Consider the following 22,279-nt stretch of genomic DNA (forward strand, 5'->3'; position numbering starts at 1 on the left):
TGAAACCCCGGCATCAGAGGAGGTCACTACCTTGGAAGGCGTATATACATTGTTCGAAAAACAACGGGACTCGGTGTCGTTCGATTCGATGCGTATTCGCATTGCATCGCCCGAGAAGATCCGGTCCTGGTCGTACGGTGAAGTCAAGAAGCCGGAGACGATCAACTATCGGTCGTTCAAGCCGGAGAAAGATGGGCTGTTCTGCGCCAAGATTTTCGGCCCCACCAAGGACTGGGAATGCAATTGCGGCAAGTACAAGCGCATGAAGCATCGCGGAATTGTCTGCGATAAGTGCGGCGTCGAAGTCATTCAATCGAAGGTTCGTCGAGAGCGCATGGGGCATATCGAATTGGCCGCGCCTGTGGCGCATATTTGGTTTCTGAAAGGCGTGCCAAGCCGGATTGGAACCCTGCTCGACATGAGCCTCAAGCAGTTGGAAAAGATTCTCTACTTTGAAAGCTATGTGTGTGTGGACCCGGGCTCTACCGATCTGTCGGAAAAGGAATTGGTCCCGGAGGATAAGCTTCGCACGCTCATCTCTGAATTCGGTTCAAGCGGGTTCAAGGTCGGGATCGGAGCCGAAGCCATCCGTGACTTATTGAGAAAGATCGATATCAATGCGCTGTGGGATGACCTGCAAGTAAAGGCGAAGGCGTCGACATCGGCCGCCATGAAGAAAAAGTACGCCAAGCGCCTCAAGGTCTTGGAGGCGTTTCGCAAGTCCGGGAACAAACCGGAGTGGATGATCATGGATGTCATCCCGGTGCTGCCTCCTGAGCTGCGTCCCTTGGTTCCCCTTGATGGTGGACGGTTTGCCACGTCTGACCTGAACGATCTCTATCGTCGTGTCATCAATCGGAATAATCGGTTGAAGCGGTTGATGGAGCTCAAGGCGCCGGGCGTCATCATCAGGAACGAGATGCGGATGCTGCAGGAAGCTGTGGATGCCCTGTTCGACAACGGTCGGCGCGGACGCGCGATTCGTGGGCCCAACAAGCGTCCGTTGAAATCGCTGAGCGATATGTTGAAGGGCAAGCAGGGCCGGTTCCGTCAGAACCTCCTGGGGAAGCGCGTCGATTATTCCGGCCGTACCGTCATCGTCGTCGGCCCTGAGCTGCGTCTCCATCAATGTGGTTTGCCTAAGAAAATGGCGCTGGAGTTGTTCAAGCCCTTCATTTTCCACAAGCTCGAAGCTCGGGGAGCGGCAACTACCATTAAGAGCGCCAAGCGACTGGTCGAAAAAGAGCGGCCGGAGGTTTGGGATGTTCTTGACGAAGTGATTCGTGAGCATCCCGTGTTGCTGAATCGTGCTCCGACGCTCCACCGACTGGGCATTCAAGCGTTCGATCCCGTGCTGGTCGAAGGTAAGGCGATTCGATTGCATCCGCTCGTCTGCGCGGCGTTCAACGCGGACTTCGACGGAGATCAGATGGCGGTGCATGTGCCGTTGTCTGTCGAGGCGCAGGTCGAAGCGCGGGTCCTGATGATGTCGATCAACAACATTCTGTCGCCGGCCAACGGCAAGCCGATCGCGGTCCCGTCTCAGGATATGGTGCTCGGGTGTTATTGGCTGACAAAAGAACGGCTTGGTGCAAGGGGCGAGGGGAAGGTGTTTGGGTCTCCCGAAGAAGTTCGGATCGCCTTCGACGCGCGAGAAGTGGAAGAGCATGCGCGGATCAAGGTCCGACTCGCGGGCGCGATGGTGCAAACGACTGTCGGTCGTGTGTTGCTTTCGGAAATCCTTCCTCAAGGCTTGCCGTTCGCCAATGCGAACAGGCTCATGACCAAGAAGGAGATGACGAAGCTGATCGACGCCGTCTATCGTCAGACCGGTCATCGGGACACCGTCGAGTTTCTCGATAAGATCAAAGATATAGGTTTTACCTATGCGACCAAGGCCGGCTTGTCGATCTGTATCGACAACATGCACATCCCGAGTAAGAAAGAAGACTTTATCGGGAAGGCACAGCGCGAGGTGAATGAGATCGAAAAGCAGTATTCAGAGGGTTTGATCACCAATGGAGAGCGCTACAACAAGGTGATCGACATTTGGGCGCATGTGACGGAACAAGTTGCCAACGAGATGATGAAAGAGCTCGGTGCCGGAGGCGATCCGGGCAAGGTGGAATCGTTCAACCCCATTTTCATGATGGCGGATTCCGGCGCTCGAGGCAGCTCGCAACAGATTCGGCAGTTGGGCGGTATGCGCGGTTTGATGGCCAAGCCGTCCGGTGAAATCATCGAGACTCCGATTACCGCCAACTTCCGTGAAGGGTTGACGGTGTTGCAGTACTTCATCTCGACTCACGGCGCTCGTAAAGGTCTCGCCGACACGGCGTTGAAGACCGCGAACTCGGGTTATCTGACGCGGCGATTGGTCGATATCGCTCAAGACGTCATTATCAATGAAATCGATTGCGGCACGCGCGACGGCATTATCGTCAGCGCTCTGGTCGAAGGCGGTGAGATTATCCAACCGTTGGAGGAACGCGTCCTTGGTCGCTTGGCGGCAGAGGATATCCGCGACCCTGTCACGGGAGAAATCATCGTATCCTGGAATGAAGAGATTAATGAAGAATTGACGAAGTCGATCGTTGAAGCCGGGGTGGACCGTGTCAAGATCCGGTCCGTGCTGACCTGTCAATCACCGCGCGGTGTGTGTCGTGCCTGCTATGGCCGTGACCTGGCCCGTGGGCGTCTCGTGGAAAAAGGTGAGCCGGTCGGTGTCATCGCCGCACAGTCAATCGGCGAGCCCGGCACGCAGTTGACCATGCGGACCTTTCACATCGGCGGCACGGCCAGCAAGGTCGTCGAACAGACGGTTCTTGAGGCGAAGCATGCCGGGCGAATTAAATTCATGAGCTTCGATGCCAAAAAGAACGCGGACATTCACAACTCTGGGATCGCAGTGCGGAACAAAGAGGGCGAATGGGTCGTCATGAATCGCAATACGAAGATTGCGATCGTCGACGACAGCGGGCGGGAGCGTGAGAAATATCCCGTCGTGTATGGGGCCAAGATCAAGATCAAAGACGGAGATCCGGTGGTCGTGGGTCAGAAATTGGTTGAGTGGGACCCCTACTCTCTCACGATTTTGACCGAGGTTGGTGGAAGGGTCGCCTACGGCGATATCGTCGAAGGTGTCACGATGAAAGACGAATTCGATGAAGTGACCGGCTTATCGCGCAAGGTGATCATCGAACATACCGGCCAGACTCTCCGCCCTCGTGTGTCGATCAAAGACGACAACGGCAAGACGGCGAAAGTGCCCGGCGGATCCAATGCCGTGGCGAGGTACTTGTTGCCGGTCGGAGCGCACATCTTCGTCGAGAAGGGCGCCACCGTGTATGCCGGGGACGTCCTGGCAAAGATTCCTCGTGAAACGACCAAGACGAAGGACATCACCGGCGGTCTTCCGCGTGTCGTCGAGCTCTTCGAGGCAAGGAAGCCGAAAGAACAGGCGGTCATCACTGAGATCGACGGAGAGGTTTCGTATGGCGGGTTCGTGAAAGGCCAGCGCAAAGTTCTTGTCGACAACAAGATGGGTGATGTGAAGGAATACTTTATTCCGAAGGGCAAGCACGTCAATGTCCACGAAGGTGATTGGGTGCGGGCCGGAGAGCCATTGATGGATGGATCCGCGAATCCTCATGACATCCTCGATGTGCTCGGCCCCAACGAATTGCAGAAATACCTGGTGGACGAAGTACAGGATGTCTATCGATTGCAAGGTGTTTCGATCAACGACAAACACATTGAGATTATCGTGAGACAAATGCTGCGCAAGGTGCGGGTTGAGGATCCGGGTGACACGCAATTCTTGCCGGGCAGCCAGGTTAGCAAGAGCCTGTTCGAAAAAGAAAACGAACGAGTGCTCACCAAGGATGGGAAGCCGGCCTTGGGCAAGCCTGTTTTGCTTGGGATCACCAAGGCGGCATTGACAACCGACAGCTTTATTTCGGCGGCGTCTTTCCAGGAAACCACACGAGTCCTGACGGAAGCGGCGATCAATGGGCGTGAGGATAATCTGTTGGGCCTGAAAGAAAACGTCATCGTCGGTCGATTAATTCCGGCTGGGTCAGGATTTGAAGAGTATCGCGATACGTTCGTGATCAGTGAAAAGTCTGAAACTGCAGCGGTAAGCACCGCACCTGCGTCGGCCGCTGTGACATCTGATGCGCCTGTTCCAGCAGTGACGGGAGAGGCGACTCGGTCATAATGAGCCGGGAAATCCCGGCCACTTGACAGGATGTAGTTGCCTCATTATAATCCTGCGGCTTTGCTCTTGACGGCTGGTGGTTTTGTGTTTCTCAAGAGGGTCTAAACGCGATGCCGACGATCAATCAGCTAGTTCGAAAAGGCCGGATGTTTGTGAAGGCGAAGACGAAGAGTCCGGCCCTGAAGTCTTGTCCACAAAAGAGAGGCGTTTGTCTTCGCGTCTACACGACGACGCCAAAGAAGCCGAATTCAGCCTTGCGGAAGGTTGCTCGTGTGCGTCTCACAAACGGCATGGAAGTGACAACCTATATCCCAGGTGTTGGACACAATCTCCAGGAGCACTCGATCGTGCTTGTGCGTGGAGGGCGTGTCAAAGACCTTCCAGGCGTTCGGTATCACCTGGTTCGTGGTGCCCTGGATGCCGTGGGAGTGGCCGATCGAAAGCAGAGTCGTTCAAAGTACGGGGCGAAACGGCCAAAGTAGGGTAATTGTTTAGGTGGTTCTAACTCGGATTGAAATAGGTCAACATGCCACGCAGTAGATTTTTAGGTCAACGTGAAGTGCTCCCCGATGTGCGATATCGAGATAAGTTGGTGGGGAAGTTTATCAATACGCTGATGAGCAGCGGGAAAAAAAGTACGACTGAACGAATATGCTACGGAGCCTTCGACGTTATCCAAGAGAAGACCGGCGGGGACCCGCTTAAGGTATTTAAGGCGGCTGTGGACAATGTGAAGCCGATCGTTGAGGTCAAGTCTCGCCGGGTGGGAGGTGCCTCCTATCAGGTTCCGGTCGAAATCAGGCCGGCACGCCGGGTATCGTTGGCGTTGCGTTGGTTGTCACAATTTGCCCGTACGCGCGGTGGCAAGAGCATGCGCGAAAAGCTCGCAGCCGAACTGATGGATGCGTCGAACAATACCGGGGCTGCGGTCAAGAAGCGGGAAGACGTGCATCGGATGGCAGAGGCGAATAAAGCGTTCGCCCATTATCGCTGGTAACGTCATTCTGTGCTGCAGTTGAGCCGCGTGCTGCGATCCGCAGACCTGGGTGCTCCTCCATCGCAGCAACGTGATCCGGCTCGATCTGCAGCACAAGTGTTTTTAGAGGAGTTGAAGTGGCTCGTCAGACATCATTAGAGCGCACGAGAAATATCGGCATCATGGCTCATATTGATGCAGGGAAGACTACGACCACTGAGCGGATCCTCTACTATACGGGCATGACGCATAAAATGGGCGAGGTCCACGAGGGCGCCGCGACCATGGATTGGATGGAGCAGGAGCGAGAGCGGGGCATCACCATTACTGCTGCTGCTACGACCTGTTTCTGGCGAGACCATCGCATCAATATCATCGATACTCCGGGACACGTGGATTTTACGATTGAAGTAGAGCGTTCACTGCGGGTGCTTGACGGGGCCGTAGCGGCATTCGATTCGGTGCAGGGAGTTGAGCCGCAGTCAGAGACGGTGTGGCGTCAGGCGGATAAGTATCACGTACCCCGCATTGCCTTTATGAATAAGATGGATCGGGTGGGAGCGGATTTTTACGGCAGTGTCCAATCCATTATCGACCGTCTGGGGGCAAAACCGGTTCCGATCCAAATCCCGATCGGCCGTGAGGCGGAGTTTCGGGGATCCATCGATCTAGTCCGGATGAAGGGGTACTTCTACGACGATGAGACCTTGGGTGCGAAGTACAAGGTTGATGAGATTCCTCAAGAACTCCTTGCTCAGGCCAAAGAGTACCGCGAGAAGATGATCGATGCAGTCGCGGAATTCGATGACCAAGTGATGGAAAAGTATCTGAACGGTCATTCGTTGACGGAAGAAGAAGTCATGCGTGCGATCCGAGCCGGGGCCATTTCGATGAAAATCACCCCCGTGCTCTGTGGGTCGGCCTTCAAAAACAAAGGCGTCCAGCAACTCCTCGATGGTGTCGTAGACTATCTGCCATCGCCGCTCGATATTCCTCCTGTTATGGGGATAGAGCCGAACACCGGCAAGGAAGTAGAGCGGAAATCCGATGACGGTGAACCCTTTGCAGCCTTGGCGTTCAAGATCATGTCTGATCCGTTTGCGGGTCAGTTGACCTATTTCCGTGTGTATTCCGGGATGCTCAAGACTGGTACGCCGGTACTGAATGTCACAAAGGGCACTAAGGATCGGATCGGGCGTCTCCTGAAGATGCATGCCAATAAGCGGGAAGATATCGACGAGGTCCACGCGGGGGATATCGTCGCAGCGGTGGGGCTTAAAGGAGCCACCACTGGAGATACGTTGGCTGATGAAAAGCAGCCGGTGTTGCTTGAGGTGATGAAATTTCCTGAGCCGGTCATTGCAATGGCGATTGAGCCGAAGACCAAGCAGGATCAAGAGAAGATGGGTTTTGCGCTCCAGAAATTGTCGCAGGAAGACCCCTCCTTCCGCGTACGGACGGATGAAGAAACGGCACAGACGATCATTGCCGGGATGGGGGAGTTGCATCTCGAGATTATCGTCGACCGAATGTTGCGTGAATTCAAAGTTGAAGCAAATGTCGGAAAACCTGAGGTGGCATTCAGGGAAACGATTCGACGGAAAGCTGAGGCTGAATCCAAATACATTAAGCAGACCGGTGGCCGTGGACAATATGGTCATGTCGTGTTGACGGTCGAACCGTCGGATCCGGGTAAGGGGTTGGAGTTCGTCAACAAGGTTGTGGGAGGAGCGATCCCTAAAGAATATATCCCTGCCATTGAAAAAGGTGTGAAGGAGCGGATGGAGACAGGGGTCGTTGCGGGCTATCCTCTCCGAGACGTCAAAGTGACCGTCATTGACGGGTCATACCATGATGTCGATTCAAATGAAATGGCGTTCAAGATCGCCGGATCGATGGGCTTTGCGGATGCCTGTAAAAAAGCGGATCCTGTCTTGCTCGAGCCGATTATGAAGGTGGAGGTCTTGGTTCCTCAGGAGTTTATGGGCGATGTCATCGGCAATCTCAACGGGCGGAGGGGCAAGGTGCAAGGTATGAAGGTTCGAGCCGGCGCCCAAGCTATCGAGGCTGCCGTGCCTTTGATGGAGATGTTCGGTTACGCGACCGACCTGCGATCTCGAACGCAAGGCCGCGCAACCTACAGTATGGAGTTTGATCGGTACGATCAGGTGCCGAAGAATATTGCGGAAGCCATCATCAAGAAATAGCGGGTCGTGAATCAGGGGAGGAGTGGGGTATGGCGAAGGCGAAATACGAGCGGAAGAAGCCGCACGTGAACATTGGGACGATCGGGCACGTGGACCACGGGAAGACGACGTTGACGGCGGCGTTGACGAAAGTGTGTGCGGATCGGGGGATGGCGAAATTCATCAGTTACGACGAAGTGGCCAAGGCGAGCGAGAGCCAAGGGCGGCGGGACGCGACCAAGATCATGACCATCGCCATCAGCCACGTCGAGTACGAGACCGATGCCCGGCACTATGCGCACGTGGACTGTCCGGGCCACGCCGACTACGTGAAGAACATGATCACCGGAGCGGCCCAGATGGACGGGGCGATCCTGGTCGTGAGCGCCGCAGACGGCCCCATGCCGCAGACCCGGGAGCACATCTTATTGGCGCGGCAGGTGGGGGTGCCGTACATCGTGGTGTTTTTGAACAAGGCCGACAAAGTCGACGACAAAGAGCTGTTGGAGTTGGTCGAGTTGGAAGTGCGGGAGCTGCTCTCCAAGTATGGGTTCCCAGGGGACAAGACCCCGATCGTCCAAGGCAGCGCCCTGCAAGCCATGGAAGGCAACCAGGGGCCGTTGGGGATTCCGGCCATCATGAAGCTGTTAGAGGCGGTTGATACCTATATTCCCACGCCGCAGCGGCCCATCGATAAGCCGTTCCTGATGCCGATCGAAGACGTGTTCACCATCAGCGGCCGGGGCACCGTCGTGACGGGGCGGTGTGAGCGGGGCATCGTGAAGGTCGGGGATGAAATCGAGATCGTGGGGTTGCGGCCGACGCAGAGCACCATCGTGACGGGCGTCGAGATGTTCCGCAAAGTGCTCGACGAAGGGCAGGCGGGGGACAACATCGGGGTGCTTTTGCGGGGGACCAAGAAAGAAGACGTGGAGCGGGGCATGGTGCTCTCGAAGCCCAAGAGCATTACGCCGCATACGAAGTTCAAGGCGGAGATCTATGTGTTGACCAAGGAGGAAGGGGGGCGGCATACCCCGTTCTTCAACGGGTATCGGCCGCAGTTCTACTTCCGGACGACGGATGTGACCGGGGTGGTGCAGCTCAATCCGGGGGTCGAGATGGTGATGCCGGGGGACAACGTGAGTGTGACGGGGGAGTTGATCAGCCCGATCGCGATGGATCAGGGGTTACGGTTTGCCGTACGCGAGGGGGGCAAGACCGTCGGCTCCGGGGTCGTCACGGAAATTCTGGCGTAAAACGGACGGCTGCCGGTTGGTAGCTGAGGAGTAATGAAGTGAAAGTTGATCAGCGGATCAGAATCAGGTTGCGAGGATTTGACTACCGTGTGCTGGATCAATCGGTCAGCGAAATTGTCGAAACCGTTCGACGCAGTGGAGCCAAGGTGGTCGGTCCGATCCCGCTTCCCACTCGGATTGAGAAGATTACGGTTCAGCGATCGACGCATGCCGACAAGAAGTCTCGCGAGCAGTTTGAAATGCGCACGCACAAGCGATTGCTCGATATTATGGAACCCACGCCCGAGACGATGGATTCGCTGATGAAGCTTAATCTCGCTGCGGGGGTGGATGTAGAGATCAAGTTATGAACCTCGAGTGCTAGGCCCTGAGTGGTAGGGCTCTGCATTCAGGACATCATGCTCAGTATTGGATGATTATGACGAACGGACTGATCGGGAAAAAGCTAGGGATGACACAGGTTTTCGATGAGAGTCGTTTGACGCCGGTAACGGTGATCGAGGCGGGTCCATGTCGAGTGGTGACCGTCAAGACGAAGGAGCGGGATCAGTACGAAGCAGTTCAGCTTTCGTTCGGCGAAGTCAAAGAGCGCAAGCTCTCCAAGCCGGAGCTTGGCCATCTGAAGAAAAATCAGGCCTCGCCCAGTCGTATCCTGCGTGAATTTAAAAAGGACGGCGACCCGACGGTCGGTCAGTTGGTCACGGTCGAGATGTTTAAGAAGGGCGATTGGGTCGATGTGATCGGTGTATCGAAAGGTAAGGGGTTTCAGGGTGTCGTTAAGCGACATCACTATGCGGGTGGCCCTGAGTCGCACGGATCCATGTTTCATCGGGCTCCTGGTTCTATCGGCGCAAGTTCATTCCCCTCTCGCGTGTGGAAGGGGAAGACACTGCCGGGTCACATGGGGTCGGAGCGGGTCACGGTTCATCGCTTGAAAGTCATTGAGTCGCGATCTAATGAAAATCTCCTATTTGTCCGCGGCGCGGTTCCCGGTGCCACCAATGGGATCGTGGTCGTGAGGAAGTCGAAGAAGAGCTAGTATGCCTACTATCGATTTGGTCGATCTGCAAAGAAAAAAGGTTGGAACAGTCGAGCTGTCACCGCAAGTATTCGGCTGTGAACAGCGTGTTGCGCTGGTGCATGAAGCGGTCGTCATGCAACGGGCCTGTGAGCGCCGGGGGACGGCGTCCACCTTGCGCCGAGGTGAAGTCAGCGGGTCTGGGAAAAAGCCGTGGAAGCAAAAGCACACCGGACGGGCGCGGGCTGGATCGCTTCGTTCTCCGGTCTGGCGTCATGGGGGTAGTGTGTTTGGACCGAAGCCGAGAAGTTACGCCTATTCGATGCCGAAGAAAAAGTACCGTGCTGCGCTTCAGAGCGCGTTGTCCGCCAAGGTGGTGGAGAACAAGTTATTTGTCGTGTCGGATCTTTCTCTGCAACAACCCAGGACCAAGGTGCTGGCTCAAGCGTTGAAGCAATTTAGTGGGGGTGATCACGCGCTGGTCATCGTGGGGAAGGGACACCCGGAAATCGTGCAGGCCGCTGGAAATTTGGCCGCCGTGAAGGTGCTGAGCGCGAATGAGTTGAATGTGTACGACGTTGTTCGTGCGCGAGTGATCCTGATCTCTGAGCAGGAGCTTGGCCCGGTGAGCGAGGTCTGGTCATGAAGATCGACATGCACAGAATCTTGATTCAGCCGCTCTTGACGGAGAAAATTACGGGGCTTCGCGAAAAGTCCAATACGGTGGGTTTCGTGGTTCATCCCGATGCGAATCGCGTTCAGGTCAAGCAAGCGGTAGAGGCGCTCCTCAAGGTTAAGGTCGACAAGGTCAACCTCATGAATGTCCGTGGGAAGGTTAAGCGCCTCGGTCGGTTTTCAGGCAGGCGTTCTGATTGGAAGAAGGCGTTCGTCACGCTCAAAGAAGGTGAAAAGCTGGAGATGTACGAAAGCGCTTAAGTCGACGAGGACATCGTCTCTACTTGTTGAGGTCTGGAAGGTAGGAGCAGCACATGGGGTTGAAAGTATATCGTCCAACATCTCCGGGTCGTCGAGGTATGACGGCTGTGGTGACCGAGGAACTGACCAATAAGAAGCCGGAAAAGTCGTTGACTTCTTTTCATCTGCGGAGTGGTGGGCGCAACAACGATGGCCGGATGACTATCCGTTTTCGCGGGGGTGGACATAAGCGTCTGTATCGGACGATTGATTTTCATCGTGACAAAATCGGGGTTCCGGCAAAGGTTGAAGCCATTGAATACGATCCGAATCGATCTGCACGAATCGCCCTCTTGAAATATCGAGATGGAGAGAGGCGGTATATTTTGGCCCCGGTCGGACTGAGCGTGAATGATGAAGTCCAATCGGGACCTCAGGCGGAGATTCGACCGGGCAATGCGCTCCCGTTGGTCAATATGCCGCTCGGCACGACCATTCATAATCTTGAGCTAAGGGTCGGCAAAGGGGGACAGTTGATCCGAAGTGCGGGTGGGTCTGCGCAAGTCATGGGGCGTGATGGTGACTATGTGCAGGTACGACTGAAGTCCGGAGAGATGCGGCGCATCTTGGGCGTCTGTATGGCGACGGTTGGGCAAGTTGGCAACGTCGATCATGAAAACGTCAGCGTTGGGAAGGCGGGGCGAAGTCGGTGGAAGGGGAAGCGGCCGCACGTGCGAGGGGTGGTGATGAATCCTGTCGACCATCCTCACGGAGGTGGCGAAGGAAAATCAGGGCAAGGAAACCCGCACCCCGTCTCTCCATGGGGCCTTCCGACGAAAGGCTATAAGACCAGGCAGAATAAGAAGACAGACAAGTTCATTATTGCTCGACGTAAGTCAGGGGTGCGCAATGCCTAGATCGGTAAGCAAGGGGGCTTTTGTCGACGGCCATCTTCTCAAGAAAGTCGAGCAGATGAATCAGACGAAGGATCGCAAGTTGATCAAGACATGGTCTCGGCGATCGACGGTTGTCCCCGACATGATCGGCCATACCTTCGCAGTTCATAACGGGAAGAAATTCATTCCAGTGTTTGTGACTGAGAATATGGTTGGTCATAAACTTGGTGAGTTCGCTCCGACTCGGTTTTTCAAGGGGCATGGACAAGCCAAAACAGAAAAAGCTGTCGCCTTGAAGTGAAGCACTGACCGTCGTGGGTCGTCGTCGAATCTGGTGCAAAGCGTAGTTCATTGATCACGGAGAGTTGGCCGGTAATAGGGTTGTGAAGATGACTGAAGCACATGCAGTTCTCAGGTTTGTTCGTGTGGCGCCGCGTAAAGCCAAGCCGGTGATCGATATGATTCGCGGGAGGCAGGTGCCGATGGCGTTAGCCATCCTCAAGCACACCCCCCGACATGCGGCGCGAGTGGTGGAAAAACTCGTCCGTTCCGCTGTGGCAAACGCCGAACTGAAGGAAATGGGCGACAGTGAATCCATGGTGATCTCCAAAGCCTTTGTTGATTGCGGCCCAACGTACAAGCGTGTGCGTGCTCGGTCGATGGGGCGAGCCAATGCGATTCAGAAACGCACCAGTCATATTACCGTCGTGGTGACGGCGCCGGAAATTCGAGGTAACAAGAAGTAGGTCGATCTTCTTTTATTGAGGCAAACAACGCATGGGTCAAAAAACACATCCAATCGGTTATCGCCTGGGCTACAACTACACGTGGAGCTCTCGTTGGTATGCAGGGAAAGATTATGCCAAGCTGCTCCATCAGGACGTCAAGATTCGCAAAATGGTCAAGGCTCGGCTGTATCATGCCGGGGTGGCAAAGGTTGAAATTGAACGGTCTGGAGATCAGACCAGAGTGATTATCCATACGGCTCGTCCCGGTATTATCATTGGCCGTAAGGGAGCCGAAGTTGATAAGTTGAAGGCCGATCTGGAAAAACAGTACGGGGGGCAGGTTTACATTACGGTCAAGGAAATCAAAAAGCCCGAGCTTGATGCCCAGCTTGTCAGTGAAAATGTCGCCACGCAGCTTGAGAAGCGGGTTGCGTTTCGTCGTGCTATGAAGCGTAGTGTCCAATCTGCTCTGAGACTTGGTGCTCAGGGCATCAAGATCATGGTGGCGGGGCGGTTGGGCGGTGCGGAAATTGCGCGGACGGAGTGGTATCGAGAAGGGCGTGTGCCGTTGCATACTCTCCGTGCAGAAATAGATTATGGTTTTGCTGAAGCGCACACGACCATGGGGCAGATCGGGGTGAAGACCTGGATTTACAAAGGAGAACTGCTTCCGGTTCAGCCTATGAAAGCAGAGTCCTTAGAGCGACGGTTTGGGTGAGGAGATCGAACTGTGTTAGCGCCTAAGAAAGTCAAATTCAGAAAGATGCAAAAAGGCCGGATGACCGGAAAGGCCTATCGTGGTGGACAGATTACGCTGGGAGAGTTCGGCCTTAAGGCATTGGAGCCGGGATGGGTCACCAGCCGACAAATTGAGGCTGCTCGTATTGCGATTACTCGCTATGTGAAGCGAGGTGGCCAGGTGTGGACGCGTATTTTCCCGGATAAGCCGATTACGAAAAAGCCGGCCGAGACTCGAATGGGCAAAGGGAAGGGAAATCCTGAATACTGGGTTGCCGTCGTAAAGCCGGGCAGGATTCTGTATGAGATGGACGGAGTGACACCGGAAACCGCTCGAGAGGCGTTTCGGCTCGCTTCTCACAAATTGCCTATTGCGACGAAACTGGTCGTTCGCGGTGAGTTTGGATAAGTTCTTGCCGGTGTAAAGAGGAGCGGGCATATGGCGCTGGACGTCAAAGAATTGAGTGGTATGGCGGTGGATGAACTTGCGGAGAAAGAGAAGCAGCTCGTGCAAGAGCTGTTCAATCTGCGCTTTCAGTTCGGCACCGGGCGTCTCGAAAATCCTATGCAGATTCGGAAAACGAAGCGGGATATTGCGCGAGTGAAGACCGTTCTCCAGCAGGTGAAGGGTCGAACAAAAGGACCTAAAAGGTAAAGGACATTATGTCTGAGGTGGCAAAGCGACGTCATTGGTATGGCGATGTCGTCAGTAACAAAATGCAAAAGACCGTCGTCGTTGTCGTTTCACGGTCAGTCGTCCATCCGGTCTACAAAAAGGTTCTTAGGCGGGTGACGAGATTAAAGGCTCATGATGAAAGTGGGATGTGTAAAGTGGGAGACCGGGTCAAGCTCGTTCAGACCAGACCTCTGAGTAAAGAAAAGAATTGGCGCGTCGTCCAGGTCATGGAAAAAGGGCAGCCTGAAAAATAACCGAGGTCCTTCTCCGACTCATCAGCTTTCGATACTCGTAGGAACATATCGATGATTCAGAACTATACGTATATGGATGTGGCCGATAACTCCGGGGCGAAGCAGGCCATGTGTTTTCATGTCTTTGGGGGAACGAGGCGACGCTACGCATCGCTGGGTGATGTCGTGGTGGTGGCTGTCAAGGAGGCTATCCCTCAAGCAAGTGTGAAGAAGGGGGATGTGAGCCGAGCGGTCATCGTCAGAACGACCAAAGAAGTTCGACGCGAGGATGGATCTTACATCAAGTTCGATCGAAACGCGTGCGTCTTGATCAATAAAGAGGGAGAACCGATTGGGACGCGTATCTTTGGTCCCGTTGCTCGCGAACTCCGCTGGAAGAAGTTCATGAAGATTATTTCTTTGGCACCTGAAGTCTTGTAGGGCAAAACGAACGAGGGGCGTTGTGGGAGTATTCCGAAACAGCAGAATTCGAAAAGGGGATACGGTCGTCGTGGTTTCCGGCCGTGAACGAGGCAAGACCGGTAAAGTTTTGTCGGTGGATCGTGGCGCCGGGAAGGTCCTCGTCGAAAAGCTGAATATTGTCAAGCGACATACAAAACCAAATCAGAAGGTCAAGCAGGGGGGCATATTGGAGCGGGAAGCGCCGCTTCAGCTTTCCAATGTCATGTTTCTCTGCCCAGCCACGCAAAAGCCCACTCGGCTCGGGATCCGCATTTCAGAGGATGGGCGGCGCGTGCGCTTCAGCAAAAAATCAAACGAGACCGTGGAATAGGTTGGCGAATGGCTAAGGAATCGAAGAACCGACCCAGCAAACCGTCTGAACGAAAATCCTCAAAGAAGGAAAGTCCGGCGCAGCAACTGGACCAGGGAAGTGAGGAGTCCAAGTTTAGGCCGAGACTTCGCGACGTGTATGAGCAACAGGTGATACCGGCACTCATGAAGGAGTTCGGCTACAAGAATGTGATGCAGGTTCCCAAGCTTGAACGCGTGGTGTTGAATGTGGGTATGGGTGAGGCGATTCAGAATGTCAAACTCTTGGAGAGTGCGGTGACTGAATTGGGGATGATCACGGGCCAAAAGCCGGTGGTCACGAGGGCCAAAAAGGCCATCGCCGGGTTCAAGCTCAGGCAAGGGTTGCCCATTGGTGCTAAAGTGACGCTCCGTAGCCGGCGAATGTATGAGTTTTTCGATCGATTGGTGTCATTGGCGCTTCCTCGTATCCGTGACTTCCGCGGCGTCTCTCCGAAAGCATTCGATGGCCGTGGGAATTATACGCTGGGTTTGAAGGAACAGCTCATCTTCCCGGAAATCAAGTACGACGAAGTTGCATCCATTCACGGTATGGACATTACGGTCGTTACCACGGCCAAGACGAACGACGAAGGGAAAGCTCTTTTAAAGCACCTCGGGATGCCGTTTCGTGCGTGAAAATGGCATGAGCCGACGGTCACGGTCGGACGGAAGGAGTGTTTGTGTCACGATTAGCGCTCAGAAATAAGGCGGCAACGAAACAGAAATTTTCCACTCGCGAATATCATCGCTGCGGCGTCTGTGGTCGAGTGCGGGGATATCTGCGTCGGTTTCGGATGTGTCGCATCTGCTTTCGGATGATGACATTACGTGGCGAGATCCCTGGAGTACGGAAATCGAGCTGGTAGGTGGTGTGTTCACGTCTGTGACTGAAAACGGAGGGTAGAAGGATATAGCATGGTTACCGATCCAATCGGCGATCTTCTTGTTCGTTTAAGAAATGGCGCGCAACGCCGTTTTGAGATGGTCACGGTTCCCACCTCAAAGCTAAAGCGCGCGATTTTGGAGATTTTGAGAAGAGAGGGCTACGTTGACGCAATTGAGGACGCAGTGCAGGACGGCCATCCCGTTCTGAACGTGCGTCTGCGATATGTCGGTGAAGGACAGCCTATGATTACGGGGCTCGAGCGCATTAGTAAGCCGGGACGCCGCGTCTATGTCGGCAGTCAGGATATCAAAAAGGTCCGTAATGGGATCGGCCTGTCAATCCTTTCAACATCAAAAGGAATTATGACGGACCAGGAGTCTCGCAAGAGTCACCTCGGGGGTGAAGTGCTCTGCTCGGTATGGTGAGCAGATAAGTTATCGAGACCTTGGCTGAAGGAATACAACAGATGTCGCGTATTGGGAAAAAACCGATTGCCATTCCGGGTGGAGTGGAAGTCAAAGTCGCCGGATCAACTGTGTCGGTCAAGGGTCCGCTCGGTAAGTTAGATTGGTCGCTCGTGCATGGAGTTGATGTTGCCGTGAATAATGGCCAGGTCATTGTCGGTCGTTCTAGCGACGATCGCAAGTTACGTGCGTTACACGGACTGACCCGTGCGGAATTGAGCAACATGATCCATGGCGTGACAAAAGGGTACGAGCGCTCGCTCGAAATTACCGGAGTGGGTTACAAGACCCAGGTCCAGGGCCGAACATTGAGCTTCAATGTCGGGTATATCAACCCGGTGATCTATCAGGTCCCGACAGGTATCGATGTGAAGGTGGACAAACAAACGCTCATCAACATCAAAGGAGTCGACAAGCGATTAGTCGGCCAGGTCGCAGCTGATCTGCGAGCCATTAAGCCGCCGGATGTCTATAAGCAAAAGGGTGTCCGTTATGCGGGTGAGGTCTTGCGCAAGAAAGAAGGCAAGACTGGGAAGTAGGAACCGATGATGAATGCTGCAGACAAAGTTCGACAGCTTGAGCGCCGACGCCGGCGAGTGCGGCGAGTCATTCTGGGAACGGCTGAACGGCCTCGCTTGAATGTCTTCAGGAGCGCGGTTCATATTTACGCTCAGGTTATCGATGATACTCGAGGAGCAACCCTTGCTGCCGCGTCCTCGCTCGATAAATCGCTCCGTAAATCGCTCAAGTCGACCGGTGGAATTGAGGCGGCCAAGGCGGTGGGGAAATTGATCGCCGACCGCGCCAAAGCCGCGAAAGTCACGGCTGTAGTGTTCGATCGAGGTGGACGGATGTACCACGGTCGAATCAAGGCGCTTGCCGATGCATCACGCGAAGGGGGTTTGCAATTTTAGGGTGAGAAGCGGGTAGGGTATCGTGGATGATCTTCCTCCCGAACTGTAACCGAACTTAGGACTGAGGGGTAAGAGCGTGCGAGTCAATCCCGATGAATTAAGCCTCAAGGACAAGGTGGTCTTCATTAACCGGGTCGCAAAAGTTGTGAAGGGTGGAAAGCGCTTCAACTTCTGCGCGCTCGTTGTCGTCGGTGACGGTCACGGGTGGGTTGGGATCGGTAAGGGAAAGGCTGCTGAAGTCCCGGTCGCCATCTCTAAGGCTGTCGAACAGGCCAAGAAACACCTCGTTCATGTCCCTCTGAAGGGTGGAACCATCCCGCATGAAGTGCATGGGTTGTTCGGGGGAGAGCATGTGTTACTGAAACCAGCCGTCGACGGAACAGGCATTATTGCCGGAGGCGCGGTTCGCGCCGTCGTGGAATTAGTCGGCGCGCACAATGTGATCGCGAAAACCTTAGGGCGTGGTAATCCCTTCAATGCGGTTCGCGCAACACTCGACGGACTGACCCAATTGAGAAATTTGGATGATGTTCTTCGCTTCCGTCGACAGGCGGTCGCTGAAGGACAAGAAAGGGTTACGGCTTGATGGGGGCAACAAAGTCATCAGGGAGTTCAGAACCTGGGGTTCAGAGTGTGCGAGTGACCCTGAGGCGCAGTCCCATCGGAACGCCTGAGCGCCATCGGCTCGTGCTGCGTGGCCTGGGGCTTCGACGCCTGCGTCAGACCGTTGTGCATCCGGATACCCCTCAGGTACGAGGAATGATTCATAAAGTCGGCTATCTGCTTGAGGTTGGAAAGCCATGAATCTTCATGATTTGACTCCGGCGCGCGGGGCAAAGAAGCGACGGAAACGTATTGGACGTGGGCCTGGGTCCGGTCACGGAAAGACCGCGACCAAAGGGCATAAGGGGTTACTGGCTCGATCCGGTGGGGGGAAGCGTCCTGGCTTTGAGGGTGGGCAGATGCCGTTGATCCGCCGCCTTCCGAAGTATGGCTTTACGAATCCTTCCCGAGTGGAATATGCCATTGTGAACCTCAAGAGTTTCGAAGGATGGGCTGGGAGCGAGACGGTTACTCCGCAAGCCATGGTCGATGCTGGATTAGTGAAACGAAAAAAACTGCCGATCAAGGTTCTTGGCAACGGTGAGCTCAAAAAGCCACTCGTTGTGCAAGCCCACAAGTTCAGTAAATCTGCTGAAGCGAAGATCCAAGCGGCCGGAGGGCGAGTCGAGGTCATCGGCGGTGCTTGAGCGGCTTCTCACCAGTTTTCAGAATATCTTCAAGATTCCCGAGTTGCGCACTCGTGTCCTGTTCACGCTCGGAATGTTGGTCGTGTATCGGGTGGGGTCGCATATTCCGACTCCCGGCATCAACGGTGAGGCGCTCTCCGAGTTCTTGCAGAAACAGGGCGGATCTTTACTGGGGTTCCTTGATATTTTCTCAGGCGGATCATTATCCCGCCTGACAATCTTTGCGCTGGGCATCATGCCGTATATCAGCGCATCGATCATTCTCCAATTGTTGACAGTCGTCATCCCGCATTTGACCAAGTTGGCCAAGGAGGGTGAACGAGGCCGCAAGAAGATCATCCAATACACGCGGTTTGGGACGATCGGGATCGCCTTGATTCAAGGGTTCGGTATCGCAATTGGGTTGGAACAAATGAATCAGGGAGCGTTCGTACTCAACGCCGGTTGGGGATTCCGTCTCATGACGGTGATCACGCTGACGGCCGGCACCGGCTTCTTGATGTGGCTCGGCGAGCAAATCACTGAACGAGGGATCGGCAACGGAATCTCCTTGATCATTTTTGCCGGTATCGTCGCACGGTTGCCGGCAGCCGTCGCCCAGACTTACAATTTGTACGAGATCGGTCAGCTCAACGCGTTCTTGCTGATCGCCTTGGCTCTCTTGATGGTGTGTGTGGTTGCGGCGATCGTATTTTTGGAAAGCGGACGCCGAAAGATTCCGGTGCAATATGCGAAACGGGTCATCGGCCGACGGGTCTATGGGGGACAGAGTACGCACATTCCGTTAAAGATTAACACGGCAGGCGTCATCCCTCCCATATTTGCCTCGTCAATCATTGCGTTTCCTGCAACCATAGCGGGATTCTTTGAGACCCCATGGGTGAAATCGATCGGAGCCCAGCTGGCGCCAGGATCGTTGCTCTATACATTGATGTATGTCGGCTTAATTGTCTTTTTCTGTTTCTTTTACACGGCGGTCGTCCTGAACCCTGTGGATATGGCTGATAACATGAAAAAGTACGGGGGGTTTATCCCCGGGATCCGGCCTGGGCAACGAACTTCCGACTATATCTATAATGTGCTGACGAAGATCACCTTTGCCGGTGCCATCTATCTCGCCGTCGTCTGTGTCATTCCGGAATTCCTGATTTATAAACTCAATGTCCCATTTTATTTTGGAGGAACGTCCCTTTTGATCGTGATTGGGGTGGGACTCGACACGGCCCAGCAAATTGAATCCCACATGCTGATGCGTAACTACGAGGGATTTTTGGGCAAAGGAATGGCGCCGTTGCGTGGGAGAAGCGGATAGGGGTATGCGGCTTGTATTTCTAGGGGCTCCGGGTGTCGGAAAAGGGACGCAGGCGGATAAGGTCGCGGCTCAGTATCGAATCCGTAAGATTTCAACGGGTGATTTGCTGCGGGAGGCGGTTCGCAATCAGACCCGACTTGGTCTGGAAGCCAAAGGGCATATGGACCAGGGAAAGCTGGTTCCTGATTCCGTGGTCATCGGGTTGGTGCGGGAGAAACTCGCGGACCCATCTCACGCTGATGGATTTCTTCTTGATGGGTTTCCACGGACGGTTCCTCAAGCGGAAGCGTTGGCAAAAGTGCTGGAGGAGCGAGGCATTCAGCTGGATCAAGTGATTAATTTCCAGGTTCCTCGAGAGGCAATCGTCAAGCGTCTGAGTGGACGACGGAGCTGCCCTAAATGCCAGACGACCTATCACGTAGATTTCGCGCCGCCCAAGGACGGAAGCTCGTGTGATCGGTGCGGAGAAATATTGGTTCAGCGAAGTGATGATCAACGGGAGGCGATTGAGATGCGCCTCCGAGTGTATGAAGAGCAGACAGCACCATTAATCGCTTTTTATGAACAGAAGCACGTGTTGTCGCATCTCAATGGTGCCGAGGCGGTGGAAGCCGTCTACCAAAACCTCGTACGAACGCTGGCGGCATACCAGGCGGCATGATCATTCTGAAAACGCCCGCCGAGATCGAAGTGATGGCGGCGGCGTCACGGGTGGTAGCTGAGGCGCTGGAGATCGTCAAGAAGGCGGTTCATCCCGGTATCAGCACCGAAGAACTGGATTGGATTGCTGAGGAGGAAATACGAGCCAGAGGGGCGGTTCCAGCGTTCAAGGGCTATCGGAACTATCCCAAGACCCTCTGTGCCTCTGTGAACGAACAGGTGGTTCACGGTATCCCTTCGAAGCGAAAGCTTAAGGAGGGAGATATTATTGGGCTGGATCTTGGTGCGATTGTCGGTGGATTCTATGGAGATTCTGCCGTGACCGTCGCGGTCGGGCGAATCCCTGAGGCGACAGAGAAACTGGTTCGGGTGACAAAAGAGGCGCTTGATCTGGGGATCAAACAGGCCGTCGTCGGCAATCGATTGACGGACATCTCGTATGCCGTGCAGCGTCATGTCGAATCGGCCGGATTCTCGGTCGTGACAGAGTTTGTCGGTCACGGGATCGGTCGGCAGTTGCATGAAGAACCCCAAGTTCCCAACTATGGGAAACCTGGGCAGGGGCCTCGCTTGCAGCCCGGGATGGTATTGGCGATTGAGCCGATGGTGAACATGGGTCGGAGTGCTGTTCGTGTTCTTGAGGATCGATGGACGGCTGTCACGGTGGATGGCAGTCTGTCTGCCCACTTCGAGCATACGATTGCCATACAACCGGCCGGACCTCCCCAGGTTTTGAGTCAGATCGAGAAACTTTAGGTTTCCAGGAAGAATACAGAACGACGTGGCAAAAGAAGACATTATTGAAGTTCAGGGCTCGGTCGCGGAGACGCTTCCCAACGCCATGTTTCGGGTGAAACTCGAAAACGGCCATATCATATTGGCTCATATCTCGGGGAAAATGCGGATGCATTTCATTCGCATTCTTCCTGGCGATAAGGTCACGGTGGAGATGTCGCCGTACGATTTGACCAGAGGCCGTATTACCTATCGCTTTAAGTAACGGGAGCCGTGAATTCATATGAAGGTCAAATCATCAGTGAAGCCCATTTGCGCGAAGTGCAAAGTCGTACGCCGTCGGGGAGTCGTTCGGATTCTCTGCAACAACCCTCGTCATAAGCAACGACAGGGATGAATGACAGCCCCGAACGACGGGTGCTGAATCTCGAGCGTATATGTATGATGGACGCAACGAATGAGGAAGCAGGCTCTTAGCTAGTGCCCAAGCACGTATATCTGGAGGAAGCATGGCACGTATTGCTGGCGTCGATTTACCGCGGAACAAACGAACGGATATAGGGTTGACGTATATCTACGGGATCGGGCGAGTGTCCGCTCAACATATTCTCGACGAAGCCGGTGTCGATGGGGCGGTCCGTGTCAAGGATCTCAGCGAGGATAAGATCGTCAAGTTACGTGAAATCATCGAGCGCGACCATCGGGTCGAAGGGGATCTTCGCAAAGAAGTGTCGCTCAATATCAAGCGGTTGATCGACACTGGATCGTACCGAGGGCTACGCCATCGCAAAGGATTGCCTGTTCGTGGTCAGCGGACCAAGACGAATGCCCGGACACGCAAGGGACGACGTGCGGGCGTCAGTAGTAAACCGAGGCCGACGGTCACCAAAACGGCGCCAAGCGCCTAATCTGCTGAAACAGCCGGAGGAGTTGTATGAGCGTGAAAAAAGGCAAGAAGAAAGAGCGTCGGATCGTTCAGAGTGGAGTGGCGCATGTTCAAGCATCGTTCAACAATACGATCGTGACGATCACCGACATGAGCGGCAATACGGTGGTATGGGCAAGCGCGGGCAATCAAGGGTTCAAGGGATCGCGAAAGAGCACCCCGTTTGCTGCGCAACGCGCCGGGGAGGCAGCAGCGCGAAAAGCCATGGAAAGTGGGATGCGGCAGGTCGATGTGTATGTCAATGGTCCGGGTTCCGGTCGAGAATCGGCTATTCGCTCCCTGCAGGGAGCTGGTTTGCGGATCAACTTGATTCGTGACGTGACACCGATTCCGCACAATGGATGCCGGCCGCCCAAGCGGCGGCGAGTCTAACCCCAAGAAGGAGTGAGTCCTCTGGGTCAGAGGGTCCAGATGACCGGTTTTTCAAGCAATTAGTAGCCATTTGGCGAGGAGGCAGC

Annotated in this window: 32 protein-coding genes and 1 pseudogene; all 33 read left to right on the forward strand. The window is 54.6% G+C overall.

Annotated features, from left to right (window positions below):
- The first annotated feature begins 31 nt into the window (after window positions 1-31).
- A pseudogene (gene rpoC, locus H8K04_03295) lies at window positions 32-4,123 on the forward strand (DNA-directed RNA polymerase subunit beta').
- Window positions 4,124-4,329: 206 nt separating this feature from the next.
- A complete protein-coding gene (locus H8K04_03300) occupies window positions 4,330-4,701 on the forward strand; it encodes a 30S ribosomal protein S12 (GenBank protein UVT16599.1) in 372 nt (123 codons plus the stop codon).
- A gap of 44 nt (window positions 4,702-4,745) precedes the next feature.
- Complete coding sequence (rpsG, locus tag H8K04_03305) at window positions 4,746-5,216, forward strand: 30S ribosomal protein S7 (protein ID UVT16600.1); 471 nt, start codon at window positions 4,746-4,748, stop codon at window positions 5,214-5,216.
- 116 nt (window positions 5,217-5,332) lie between these two features.
- Complete coding sequence (gene fusA / locus H8K04_03310) at window positions 5,333-7,402, forward strand: elongation factor G (protein ID UVT16601.1); 2,070 nt, start codon at window positions 5,333-5,335, stop codon at window positions 7,400-7,402.
- Between the two features lie 29 nt (window positions 7,403-7,431).
- Complete coding sequence (gene tuf, locus H8K04_03315) at window positions 7,432-8,637, forward strand: elongation factor Tu (GenBank protein ID UVT16602.1); 1,206 nt, start codon at window positions 7,432-7,434, stop codon at window positions 8,635-8,637.
- A gap of 38 nt (window positions 8,638-8,675) precedes the next feature.
- Window positions 8,676-8,987: a 30S ribosomal protein S10 gene (rpsJ, locus tag H8K04_03320; protein UVT16603.1), complete on the forward strand. Its 312-nt coding sequence runs from the start codon at window positions 8,676-8,678 to the stop codon at window positions 8,985-8,987.
- 68 nt (window positions 8,988-9,055) lie between these two features.
- Window positions 9,056-9,676, forward strand: coding sequence for a 50S ribosomal protein L3 (gene rplC / locus H8K04_03325; protein ID UVT16604.1), 621 nt, complete (start codon window positions 9,056-9,058; stop codon window positions 9,674-9,676).
- Between the two features lies 1 nt (window position 9,677).
- Window positions 9,678-10,301, forward strand: coding sequence for a 50S ribosomal protein L4 (gene rplD / locus H8K04_03330; protein ID UVT16605.1), 624 nt, complete (start codon window positions 9,678-9,680; stop codon window positions 10,299-10,301).
- A 2-nt stretch (window positions 10,302-10,303) separates the two neighbouring features.
- Window positions 10,304-10,591 (forward strand): 50S ribosomal protein L23, encoded by a 288-nt coding sequence (locus H8K04_03335; GenBank protein ID UVT17846.1) that lies wholly within the window; start codon window positions 10,304-10,306, stop codon window positions 10,589-10,591.
- A 53-nt stretch (window positions 10,592-10,644) separates the two neighbouring features.
- Window positions 10,645-11,487: a 50S ribosomal protein L2 gene (gene rplB, locus H8K04_03340; protein UVT16606.1), complete on the forward strand. Its 843-nt coding sequence runs from the start codon at window positions 10,645-10,647 to the stop codon at window positions 11,485-11,487.
- Complete coding sequence (rpsS, locus tag H8K04_03345) at window positions 11,480-11,767, forward strand: 30S ribosomal protein S19 (protein ID UVT16607.1); 288 nt, start codon at window positions 11,480-11,482, stop codon at window positions 11,765-11,767. Before rplB ends, rpsS begins: the two co-directional genes overlap by 8 nt.
- A gap of 88 nt (window positions 11,768-11,855) precedes the next feature.
- A complete protein-coding gene (gene rplV / locus H8K04_03350) occupies window positions 11,856-12,212 on the forward strand; it encodes a 50S ribosomal protein L22 (GenBank protein UVT16608.1) in 357 nt (118 codons plus the stop codon).
- Between the two features lie 31 nt (window positions 12,213-12,243).
- On the forward strand, window positions 12,244-12,912 hold the full coding sequence (gene rpsC / locus H8K04_03355; GenBank protein UVT16609.1) for a 30S ribosomal protein S3: 669 nt from the start codon (window positions 12,244-12,246) through the stop codon (window positions 12,910-12,912).
- 12 nt (window positions 12,913-12,924) lie between these two features.
- Window positions 12,925-13,341, forward strand: a complete 417-nt coding sequence (gene rplP / locus H8K04_03360; GenBank protein UVT16610.1) for a 50S ribosomal protein L16 — start codon at window positions 12,925-12,927, stop codon at window positions 13,339-13,341.
- A 30-nt stretch (window positions 13,342-13,371) separates the two neighbouring features.
- Window positions 13,372-13,587, forward strand: coding sequence for a 50S ribosomal protein L29 (gene rpmC / locus H8K04_03365; protein ID UVT16611.1), 216 nt, complete (start codon window positions 13,372-13,374; stop codon window positions 13,585-13,587).
- An 8-nt stretch (window positions 13,588-13,595) separates the two neighbouring features.
- The gene (rpsQ, locus tag H8K04_03370; protein ID UVT16612.1) at window positions 13,596-13,862 is read left to right on the forward strand and encodes a 30S ribosomal protein S17; all 267 of its coding nucleotides are present in this window, start codon (window positions 13,596-13,598) and stop codon (window positions 13,860-13,862) included.
- A 51-nt stretch (window positions 13,863-13,913) separates the two neighbouring features.
- The gene (gene rplN, locus H8K04_03375; protein ID UVT16613.1) at window positions 13,914-14,282 is read left to right on the forward strand and encodes a 50S ribosomal protein L14; all 369 of its coding nucleotides are present in this window, start codon (window positions 13,914-13,916) and stop codon (window positions 14,280-14,282) included.
- 22 nt (window positions 14,283-14,304) lie between these two features.
- Window positions 14,305-14,634, forward strand: coding sequence for a 50S ribosomal protein L24 (locus H8K04_03380; GenBank protein UVT16614.1), 330 nt, complete (start codon window positions 14,305-14,307; stop codon window positions 14,632-14,634).
- A gap of 8 nt (window positions 14,635-14,642) precedes the next feature.
- Window positions 14,643-15,290: a 50S ribosomal protein L5 gene (rplE, locus tag H8K04_03385; GenBank protein ID UVT16615.1), complete on the forward strand. Its 648-nt coding sequence runs from the start codon at window positions 14,643-14,645 to the stop codon at window positions 15,288-15,290.
- Window positions 15,291-15,334: 44 nt separating this feature from the next.
- Window positions 15,335-15,520 (forward strand): type Z 30S ribosomal protein S14, encoded by a 186-nt coding sequence (locus tag H8K04_03390; protein ID UVT16616.1) that lies wholly within the window; start codon window positions 15,335-15,337, stop codon window positions 15,518-15,520.
- Between the two features lie 49 nt (window positions 15,521-15,569).
- Window positions 15,570-15,965, forward strand: coding sequence for a 30S ribosomal protein S8 (rpsH, locus tag H8K04_03395; GenBank protein ID UVT16617.1), 396 nt, complete (start codon window positions 15,570-15,572; stop codon window positions 15,963-15,965).
- Between the two features lie 41 nt (window positions 15,966-16,006).
- Complete coding sequence (rplF, locus tag H8K04_03400; protein ID UVT16618.1) at window positions 16,007-16,543, forward strand: 50S ribosomal protein L6; 537 nt, start codon at window positions 16,007-16,009, stop codon at window positions 16,541-16,543.
- Window positions 16,544-16,549: 6 nt separating this feature from the next.
- A complete protein-coding gene (locus tag H8K04_03405) occupies window positions 16,550-16,918 on the forward strand; it encodes a 50S ribosomal protein L18 (protein ID UVT16619.1) in 369 nt (122 codons plus the stop codon).
- Window positions 16,919-16,994: 76 nt separating this feature from the next.
- On the forward strand, window positions 16,995-17,504 hold the full coding sequence (rpsE, locus tag H8K04_03410; protein ID UVT16620.1) for a 30S ribosomal protein S5: 510 nt from the start codon (window positions 16,995-16,997) through the stop codon (window positions 17,502-17,504).
- Entirely contained in the window at window positions 17,504-17,722 is a 219-nt protein-coding gene (gene rpmD / locus H8K04_03415) for a 50S ribosomal protein L30 (GenBank protein UVT16621.1), read from the forward strand. Before rpsE ends, rpmD begins: the two co-directional genes overlap by 1 nt.
- Window positions 17,719-18,168, forward strand: coding sequence for a 50S ribosomal protein L15 (gene rplO / locus H8K04_03420; protein ID UVT16622.1), 450 nt, complete (start codon window positions 17,719-17,721; stop codon window positions 18,166-18,168). The genes rpmD and rplO overlap by 4 nt, the downstream gene beginning before the upstream one ends.
- Window positions 18,161-19,480, forward strand: a complete 1,320-nt coding sequence (gene secY / locus H8K04_03425) for a preprotein translocase subunit SecY (protein ID UVT16623.1) — start codon at window positions 18,161-18,163, stop codon at window positions 19,478-19,480. The genes rplO and secY overlap by 8 nt, the downstream gene beginning before the upstream one ends.
- Before the next feature lie 4 nt (window positions 19,481-19,484).
- A complete protein-coding gene (locus tag H8K04_03430; protein UVT16624.1) occupies window positions 19,485-20,141 on the forward strand; it encodes an adenylate kinase in 657 nt (218 codons plus the stop codon).
- Window positions 20,138-20,896 carry a type I methionyl aminopeptidase gene (gene map / locus H8K04_03435; protein UVT16625.1) on the forward strand — a complete coding sequence of 253 codons (759 nt, stop codon included), beginning with the start codon at window positions 20,138-20,140 and terminating at the stop codon, window positions 20,894-20,896. The genes H8K04_03430 and map overlap by 4 nt, the downstream gene beginning before the upstream one ends.
- Window positions 20,897-20,921: 25 nt before the next feature.
- The gene (gene infA, locus H8K04_03440) at window positions 20,922-21,140 is read left to right on the forward strand and encodes a translation initiation factor IF-1 (protein UVT16626.1); all 219 of its coding nucleotides are present in this window, start codon (window positions 20,922-20,924) and stop codon (window positions 21,138-21,140) included.
- Window positions 21,141-21,158: 18 nt separating this feature from the next.
- Window positions 21,159-21,272, forward strand: a complete 114-nt coding sequence (gene rpmJ, locus H8K04_03445; protein ID UVT16627.1) for a 50S ribosomal protein L36 — start codon at window positions 21,159-21,161, stop codon at window positions 21,270-21,272.
- 112 nt (window positions 21,273-21,384) lie between these two features.
- Window positions 21,385-21,783, forward strand: coding sequence for a 30S ribosomal protein S13 (rpsM, locus tag H8K04_03450; protein UVT16628.1), 399 nt, complete (start codon window positions 21,385-21,387; stop codon window positions 21,781-21,783).
- A gap of 26 nt (window positions 21,784-21,809) precedes the next feature.
- A complete protein-coding gene (rpsK, locus tag H8K04_03455) occupies window positions 21,810-22,193 on the forward strand; it encodes a 30S ribosomal protein S11 (GenBank protein ID UVT16629.1) in 384 nt (127 codons plus the stop codon).
- The last annotated feature ends 86 nt before the right edge of the window (window positions 22,194-22,279 follow it).

Source organism: Nitrospira sp. (assembly GCA_024760525.1).
Lineage (GTDB): Bacteria > Nitrospirota > Nitrospiria > Nitrospirales > Nitrospiraceae > Nitrospira_D.